The organism is Nitrincola schmidtii (assembly GCF_008973715.1).
GTDB classification, from domain to species: Bacteria; Pseudomonadota; Gammaproteobacteria; order Pseudomonadales; family Balneatricaceae; genus Nitrincola; species Nitrincola schmidtii.
This window is the reverse complement of the sequence record NZ_WBOL01000024.1, coordinates 1-7,364: the sequence shown is the minus strand read 5'-3', so window position 1 is coordinate 7,364 and position 7,364 is coordinate 1. Positions and strand designations below refer to the sequence as shown.

Genomic DNA, 7,364 nt, shown 5'->3' with positions numbered 1-7,364 from the left:
CGATGCGCAAGCTCATTCATATCATCTACGGTGTATTAAAAAGCAACCTACCTTTTGATGAAAATAAAGCTGTTAAGGCTTGAAGTTTCAAACGGTATTGCAGGGTCATGGATACCTCTGAATCCATCTGAATCGCTGTTGATTCCTCCGTGTAAGCTCGTCTTCCAAATCCATGTGGTAGACGGTCAGATAATTTTAGGGGTATGCTCTTTAGAAAGCATGAGGGTGAACTTGAAAACGAGAAAAGGCCAGCTGAAAGCTGACCTTTTTGTAAGTGGAATTGTGAATCAGACAAGGGTTAAAGCTTGACGTTCAAGACGGTATCTGACCCCCAACTAATCTCCGTCATTATTCCGATCTACAATTCAGAACGGTATCTGCGTGACTGCCTAATCAGTGTGCAGCAGCAGACCTATAAAGATATTGAAATAATCTGTGTGAATGATGGGTCAACGGATGGTTCGGCAGCGATTTTGGATGAGTTTGCTGAACAGGATATACGGGTGCGGGTGGTGCACCAAGAAAATAGAGGGATTACTAAGGCGAGGGAGCAAGGCGTAACATGCAGTAGCGGAAGCTATATCTACTTTCTAGACAGTGATGATTTAATTCATCAAGAAACGCTCGAAAAATTACACCAGATTGCCGTTAAAGAAAAAGCCGATATCGTTGGGCATAAACATCTGAATGTTGCTAAAGACGCTTCGCTTAGCTTGACAATACAAGCATTAAAACCAGCAAAGGTAATACAACCCTCAGCAGCTAAAGGTATTCTAAATAAAAAAATCAGCATCTTTAGCTGGGGAAAGCTTTATCAACGCTCACTTTTTGATGGATTTGACTTCCCCATGATTACCTTTGCAGAAGATCTTTACTGCACCCCCATTCTTTCAATGAAGGCAAATAAAATCTGTATTTTGCAGCAAAAATTATGCTTCTATCGACAGCATGTGGCGTCACTAACAGGAAACTTTAACGAAGCAAAATTAAATTCAATATTTGATCAAGGAATTAGAATGGTCAAGGAATTGACCGAGGCAGGTTATGATGAAAAATCGATCAAGATGATCCGGAAGTATGTTTGTTACTACCAACTCTACAGCATTGCGAGACTACTGTTAAAAAAGCCAGAATTAGCAAATCTTTACTCAGTTTTTTCTGAGCGATGGAAGACTGTAAGCGCCGCTAAATCCGCACCTTGACTCTAATCGTATTGCGCCACTTTTTTCGGAGTTTTATCCGTCGATACATTCCATGGCAGCAGTTGCTCTAACGCTTCTACTGTCTCAGCTTCAGTGATATGTTCCAGGACATGCTGGATATAAGCAGCCGGTTCGAGCTGATTCGCCTTAGCCGTTTCTATTAATGAGTAACAGGTTGCACTGGCACGTGCCCCTTGAGGGGTTTCGGCAAACAACCACGCTTTTCGGCCTAAAGCGAAGGGACGGATGGCATTTTCAGCCAAGACATTACTGATCTGTAGATCGCCACGTTCGCAGTAACCCACAAGGGTTGGCCACTGGTTAAGCGTATACTCCATCGCCTTGCGAGTCAGGGAGTCTTTTAGCACGCGTGTGACGTTGGCTTCCAACCAGGCCTTAAGCTCATTCAGCTTTGCCAGGCTCAACTCCTGACGGATGCGGTAACGCTCAGCCACACTCAAGTCTTTTATCTCTCGTTCGATGACATAGAGCTTGTTGATATAACTCAGTGCCATGTCAGCTTTAGAGAGCTTAGCCTGTTTGGCCTTACCTTTGGGCTTAGCGGCTTTTGATGCCTCGACGAACTTGCGGCGGGCATGGTCCCAGCAACCAATGCGGGTGATGTTGTTTTCAGTACAGACACGGCCATAACCGGAATAGCCATCAGCCTGTAAGATGCCGCTAAAGTCATCTAATAGACGTACGGGTACATTGCCAGCACGGGAGGGATCGTATTCGAACAAGACCGAGGGATGGTCCGGTGGCCCTCCGCGTGTCACCCACATCCATTTATCCGATTGGGCTGTTTTACCGTCTTCTTTGAGCACTTGTATCCGCGTTTCATCCGCTTGTAAGTAGTCGCTGCTGTTTTGTACTTCTCGCATCAGATTGATCAGTGGTTTGAACACCTGCTCTAAGCGGATCACCCAATGAGCCATATTGGTACGGCTGATCTCGTGCCCATGACGCTTAAAGATGTTTTCTAACCGATACAAGGGTAAGCCATCCGCATATTTTGCAGTGATGATGTAGGCCAGCAATGACGAAGTAGCAATACACTTACCTAAGGGGTGTACTGGGCGTTGAGCGGCCACAATACGCTCTTCACCCTGCTCAATGAAGACGGCTTTTTCCTGCCAGATTTCAAGTACCTTCAGTTGAGCTGGAATAAACTGTAGCTCTTCCTTTACCTTGGTAAAGAACACTTTGCTGGCACCGGCTTTCTCTGCATCGGTCAGTGTCAGTTCGACACGTTCACGCAGTAGATGTTCAGAGAAGCCCCGGTGACGTGCTTTACGTTTTTCACGCGGTGCATCGGCTTCTTCCATGTCGTCTGGTAATTGGTCACGCCGTGCATCGATCTCGGCTTCAAGTTCAGCCTCATCGAATAAGTGGTGTTGATGAGCCGACTTCTCGCTACTGGCAGCGAACTGCTGGATGCGTTTCCAGCGCAGGAGTTCTTCAAGCAGCTGAATATACTGATCACGTTGCTTGACGGTTTGATTACGCTGTTCGAGCGCATCATTGCGCTTCTGGATTTCAGTTTCTTTTTCAACCAACTGCTGCTGAAGCCCGGCAACCACAGACAGTAATTCGGTGGCCGAAAGGCCACTAAAATCAGGGGTTATGACAGGGTTTGCAGGTGGTTTTTTCATGCACAAAGTATAGCAAAAACAGCTTGTTATGGCACGTAAAAAACTTACCCAACGGCCTCATAATGCAGAGTTTTATGACCCTTCAGCAGGGTAATATCATAGCCATCTAACAGCCAGTTTATTTGTTCGCCCGTCAGGGACATTAGCTCATCAGATGGGCTTGGCCATTTGAATTTCTCTTCAGCCAATGCTTTGTAATACAGGATAAAACCGTTGCCTTCCCACATCAGGCACTTGATCTTATTACGCTGCCTGTTGGTGAACGCATAAAGTGCCCCACTAAAAGGGCTGTGTCCCAACTCGTGTTCCACGAGCAGTGCCAGTCCATTGGCTTGTTTGCGAAAGTCGATCGGTACGCGATACAGATAGATCTCAGGCAACGCATAGGAAGGACGCAGGAATCGACCTTTCATCACAACTGCCTCAAAATAGCACCCAGCAGATGGATGTTGTTGGCCTGCAGTCCGGTGATGCTAAAGCCACCTGGCAAGGTCAATACAAGTTCACTGGCTGTAATTGATTCTTTGACCTGTGTGACGCGTGTAAATCCTGTGGGCTGTTTTAACTCACCGATCTGGTCATCTGTCAGCTTTTGTCGCCAATAGGAAAACTGATGATACGATACGGACTGCTGCCGACAAAAAGCAGCACCTGAAAGATCAGATTGCTGCCACTGGGTAATAATCTGCTGCCAGTTGTCTTGGCGTTTTTGGTTGGTCATTTTGAACTCCATACATTGAATTTGATGGAGTTAGTTTGAAGCGGTTACATTCTAAATTGTAGGTGCTGATTCTTTGGCGCTTACGGAAGACTCAACAACAACTTAATCTTTCAGACCTTAAGGGCCTTAAAAGATTGATCATGACTAGGTTTGTCAAAGGGGATATTGAAGGCGCCCGTAAATGGTTACGCTTTTATGAAAAGATCAAACTCTAACCTATACTCAAAAGTCGCTTAAACAGTACACGCTTATTTTGCATATCTCGTGATGCTTTCCACAACCGCATTTGTTGATCAACGCAGCTATCATCAGTGTTTTCGAAGCTAACACACAACTCACTGGATAACTGATGTAAAAAACTTCCAGTAGGCGGAGCCATGTAAGCTAGCCCACTTTGACGTAAAAAGCTTGACCAAAGGGTTAAACAGAAACTATCTTCAACCTGTTCAGTTAAATGACCTAGTTGCTCTTTACGATAAGCTTTATCAAACTCACGATAGGATAGTGGATAAAAAATATTTTTTTCGACCTTAAGAATATTTGATTGATCATTTTGCAAGTAATGTTTTGTGATTAGATCGGGTCCGATTGCACCCCATGGAAAATCATTCTCAGCAAGCTTAATAGCATCCCTGTACAATCGCTGTGCATCATTAGAGCTATTACAATAGAGTACCGCGCCATTTAAACCATTTTCTGATTCAAAACCCACGGCAACATCTTTATCAATCACTAACATCGAAAACTGATCAACATTTTTTAGAATAACAGTGTCGCAATCGAACCACCAACCGGTGTTTTCTTTAAGTAATTTATATCTGAACAGATCTGAAAAACCTGCATAGCATGGTTTTCCTGACTGTCGAACGTCGGCTAGAGAAATTTCACTTAAAATATCTGTGTAAGCAACCTGCTTAATTCTTTCATCTAGCTTTTGAGGCCTATCAGTAAATAACGTAACATCAAAACCATGATGTAATGCCGACATAACTGAAAGCCTTGCAACAAAGGGCAAAGGACTCCCTAACCATAGAAAATAAGCATTCATGAAGTTTGCTGCCCTTCTTTTATCCCATTACCTATATTTGGATCACGCCATAACCTTAAAATACTTCCGACAACAAAAAAGGCTGTGACCAGTATATTATTTTTGAAAGTTGAGTCTGTCATACTAAGTAAAATAAAGACTATTAAGAAGCTGTAAAGCAGCCATTCAGACCCTATAGGTGGGCGGTAAACCAGTGCGAAAAATATTAATAACAAACCAAGTAATGCAAAAACACCGTACTCTAACCAAACTTGCAAAAATTCATTGTGAGCATGCGGCAGCCTTTTAAAGTAGTTATAGGTGATTTGGCGCTCTTCCACTATGCGTTCAGAATGCTCAAGTAATGCACTGCGTGTCTCTCCATAACCCAAAAGTGGACGTTCGTGAATCATAGCAAATGCTACTTGCCAGGCATTAAATCTTGCCCATATTGATCTAGATCTTACGTAGTCACCTTGCTGAATGCGCTCAACTTCCAAAACAGTGGCCTGATATCTAGCCTGAACAGCGGGCTGCGAGCTTGCCCAGTACAACCCAACACTCGATAAAATAAGTAATAGAGCAACCGCTAGGATTTTTTTATGAAAACTTAAATGTAGAATCAATCTAACGGAGAAGATAGCAAGCAAAAACAATAAGGATATGTAAGCACCTCTCACACCAGTATTCACAATTAAATAAATTAAACCAAAAATTAAAGCAACAGCAATAGCTTTAATGACAATATATTTACTAGAAAATATCAACTCTAAATAAATGACAACATAAACAAGCAACAAGGTTGCCAAAACAATAGGATTATGACCAATACTCAGCCTATGGCTTGAATGAGTATTTATGACCTCTGGAACACCGTAATAGAGCGACAAAAAACCACCTATCGTAGCACCAACAAAGATAGCCTTTGAATCAAAACCAGTATTAAAAAGATAAACAAAGAAAACGGGCATTAATAAAAACTTAACATAGCCAGATATATGTGCTGACGGATCACCTAGAAAAAATATATGCAACATATGATAAAAACCAAAAAATGCAACAGCATATATCCACCAAGAATGCCCAGCACATTTAAAGGTGATTTTTCGAATAAATACCACACAATAAATAACTGCAACTAACGCCAACAAGTTTCTGACTTGGCTTGCGTTACTCACAACCAGCATAGATAATAAAAGTACTATCAAAACGCTGTTTAAATACTTATAAAAATCAGATTGGTATCCAAATACTCTCTTCAATAATTCCATTATTTAAGTCTCTTTGTAACACCGATACCAACTGACAAACTTTTCCATACCCTCTTCTATGCTAGTTGAAGGCTTATATCCAACGGCGTTCTCTAGAGCATGAGTATTGGCATAGGTGATCTCAACATCACCCGGTTGCATTTCTAGATAAACCTTCTCGGCCTGTTTACCACAAGCAGACTCAATAGCAGCTATAAAACGGCTCAACTCAATGGGGTGATTATTACCAATATTAAAAAGTTGATATGGCGTTTCCTGAACAGGTGGTGCGTCTTGTATCCGAACTACACCCTCTACGATATCGTCTATATAGGTAAAGTCCCTTTTTAATTTACCGTGGTTAAACACCTTGATAGGTTCACCCTTTAAAATCGCTTCCGTGAACAACCAAGGGGCCATATCAGGTCTACCAGCAGGCCCATAAACAGTAAAGAAGCGCAGACCGGTTACTGGCAAGCGATACAAATGCGCATAAGAGTGCGCCATCAATTCATTGGATTTTTTGGTCGCGGCATAAAGCGAGATGGGCTGATCGACCTGATCAGACTCATGGAAAGGAATCTTACTGTTCAGTCCATAGATAGAGCTGGAAGAAGCGTAAACTAAATGCTCAACCTTATGGTGACGACACCCTTCTAGGATGGTCATCATACCGGTTAGGTTACTATCGATATAATCAAAAGGAGCATGAATAGAGTGCCTAACACCGGCTTGTGCACCTAAGTGAATCACACGTTGAAAGGATTCCAGCGCAAACAGTTCAGCCATTGCCTCACGATCGGCCAAATCCAGTTGCTTGAAGACAAAGCGCTCGTAAGGTTTTAATTTTTCGAGTCTGTACAGCTTCAGTGCTGGATCATAATAAGCATTTAGGTTATCAATACCGACAACCTCATGCCCCGCTGAAAGTATCTTCAGAGCCACCTCTGAGCCAATAAATCCGGCTACACCGGTGACAAGAAATTTCATACTAAGCCTTACAAACTAAAATTAATTTACTTCCATCTTGCTGATTGACTCTCAACCGGCTCCCTAACCGGCCAATTCACAATACGCGACGAAGACTTAAAACCAGAAACGGCTTAATTACGAGCTAACTCACAGTCAAGTTGCGCCATCGCTTGATTAAGTTGCAATAGGATAGAGTTAAGGATCTCAGATGACAACTTTTCTTCATGAATTATTACTCCGACCCTAGTTCTAAAACTTGAAATACATCTCACTGCACGCCACTATGGCAACATAGAAAATATGAATATTACAGGTAAGATTATGCCTACTCATGCAGAACGTAAAGATACCCGCTTGGTTGCGCAAGTCACCAGTGAAATACAAGAAATTATACAAAGAGCCGCTGAGCAGTAAGCGCCCATAAAACAGCACCTATAATTTAAGATGTAACCGCGACACACTATCTCCATCACTTTTAATCGATGGAGGTCGGTATGAGCAACCAAACCAAGCGACACATCTGGCAACAGATTATTA

7 protein-coding genes are annotated in these 7,364 nt (G+C 42.6%); 1 reads left to right on the top strand and 6 read right to left on the bottom strand.

The features are described from left to right. Positions 1-305: 305 nt before the first annotated feature. On the top strand, positions 306-1,202 hold the full coding sequence (locus tag F7R24_RS14440) for a glycosyltransferase family 2 protein (protein WP_151671971.1): 897 nt from the start codon (positions 306-308) through the stop codon (positions 1,200-1,202). A 2-nt stretch (positions 1,203-1,204) separates the two neighbouring features. Here F7R24_RS14440 and tnpC read toward each other — a convergent pair whose 3' ends face one another. From tnpC to F7R24_RS14410, 6 genes are all read right to left on the bottom strand, one after another. Next, positions 1,205-2,857: an IS66 family transposase gene (gene tnpC / locus F7R24_RS14435; protein ID WP_151671970.1), complete on the bottom strand. Its 1,653-nt coding sequence runs from the start codon at positions 2,855-2,857 to the stop codon at positions 1,205-1,207. 44 nt (positions 2,858-2,901) lie between these two features. Beyond that, complete coding sequence (gene tnpB, locus F7R24_RS14430; RefSeq protein ID WP_151671969.1) at positions 2,902-3,270, bottom strand: IS66 family insertion sequence element accessory protein TnpB; 369 nt, start codon at positions 3,268-3,270, stop codon at positions 2,902-2,904. Next, positions 3,270-3,578 carry an IS66 family insertion sequence element accessory protein TnpA gene (tnpA, locus tag F7R24_RS14425; RefSeq protein WP_151671968.1) on the bottom strand — a complete coding sequence of 103 codons (309 nt, stop codon included), beginning with the start codon at positions 3,576-3,578 and terminating at the stop codon, positions 3,270-3,272. The genes tnpB and tnpA overlap by 1 nt, the downstream gene beginning before the upstream one ends. A 211-nt stretch (positions 3,579-3,789) precedes the next feature. After that, positions 3,790-4,626 carry a hypothetical protein gene (locus tag F7R24_RS14420; RefSeq protein WP_151671967.1) on the bottom strand — a complete coding sequence of 279 codons (837 nt, stop codon included), beginning with the start codon at positions 4,624-4,626 and terminating at the stop codon, positions 3,790-3,792. Beyond that, positions 4,623-5,876, bottom strand: coding sequence for an O-antigen ligase family protein (locus F7R24_RS14415; protein ID WP_151671966.1), 1,254 nt, complete (start codon positions 5,874-5,876; stop codon positions 4,623-4,625). The genes F7R24_RS14420 and F7R24_RS14415 overlap by 4 nt, the downstream gene beginning before the upstream one ends. A gap of 3 nt (positions 5,877-5,879) precedes the next feature. Further along, positions 5,880-6,845, bottom strand: coding sequence for an NAD-dependent epimerase (locus tag F7R24_RS14410; RefSeq protein ID WP_151671965.1), 966 nt, complete (start codon positions 6,843-6,845; stop codon positions 5,880-5,882). Positions 6,846-7,364 lie beyond the last annotated feature (519 nt).

What these genes read in the sequence shown, in the direction of transcription:
- tnpB (WP_151671969.1), bottom strand. Translation starts at nt 3,270, where the DNA reads ATGAAAGGTCGATTCCTGCGTCCTTCCTATGCGTTGCCTGAGATCTAT.
- F7R24_RS14415 (WP_151671966.1), bottom strand. Translation starts at nt 5,876, where the DNA reads ATGGAATTATTGAAGAGAGTATTTGGATACCAATCTGATTTTTATAAG.
- tnpC (WP_151671970.1), bottom strand. Translation starts at nt 2,857, where the DNA reads ATGAAAAAACCACCTGCAAACCCTGTCATAACCCCTGATTTTAGTGGC.
- F7R24_RS14420 (WP_151671967.1), bottom strand. Translation starts at nt 4,626, where the DNA reads ATGAATGCTTATTTTCTATGGTTAGGGAGTCCTTTGCCCTTTGTTGCA.
- F7R24_RS14410 (WP_151671965.1), bottom strand. Translation starts at nt 6,845, where the DNA reads ATGAAATTTCTTGTCACCGGTGTAGCCGGATTTATTGGCTCAGAGGTG.
- tnpA (WP_151671968.1), bottom strand. Translation starts at nt 3,578, where the DNA reads ATGACCAACCAAAAACGCCAAGACAACTGGCAGCAGATTATTACCCAG.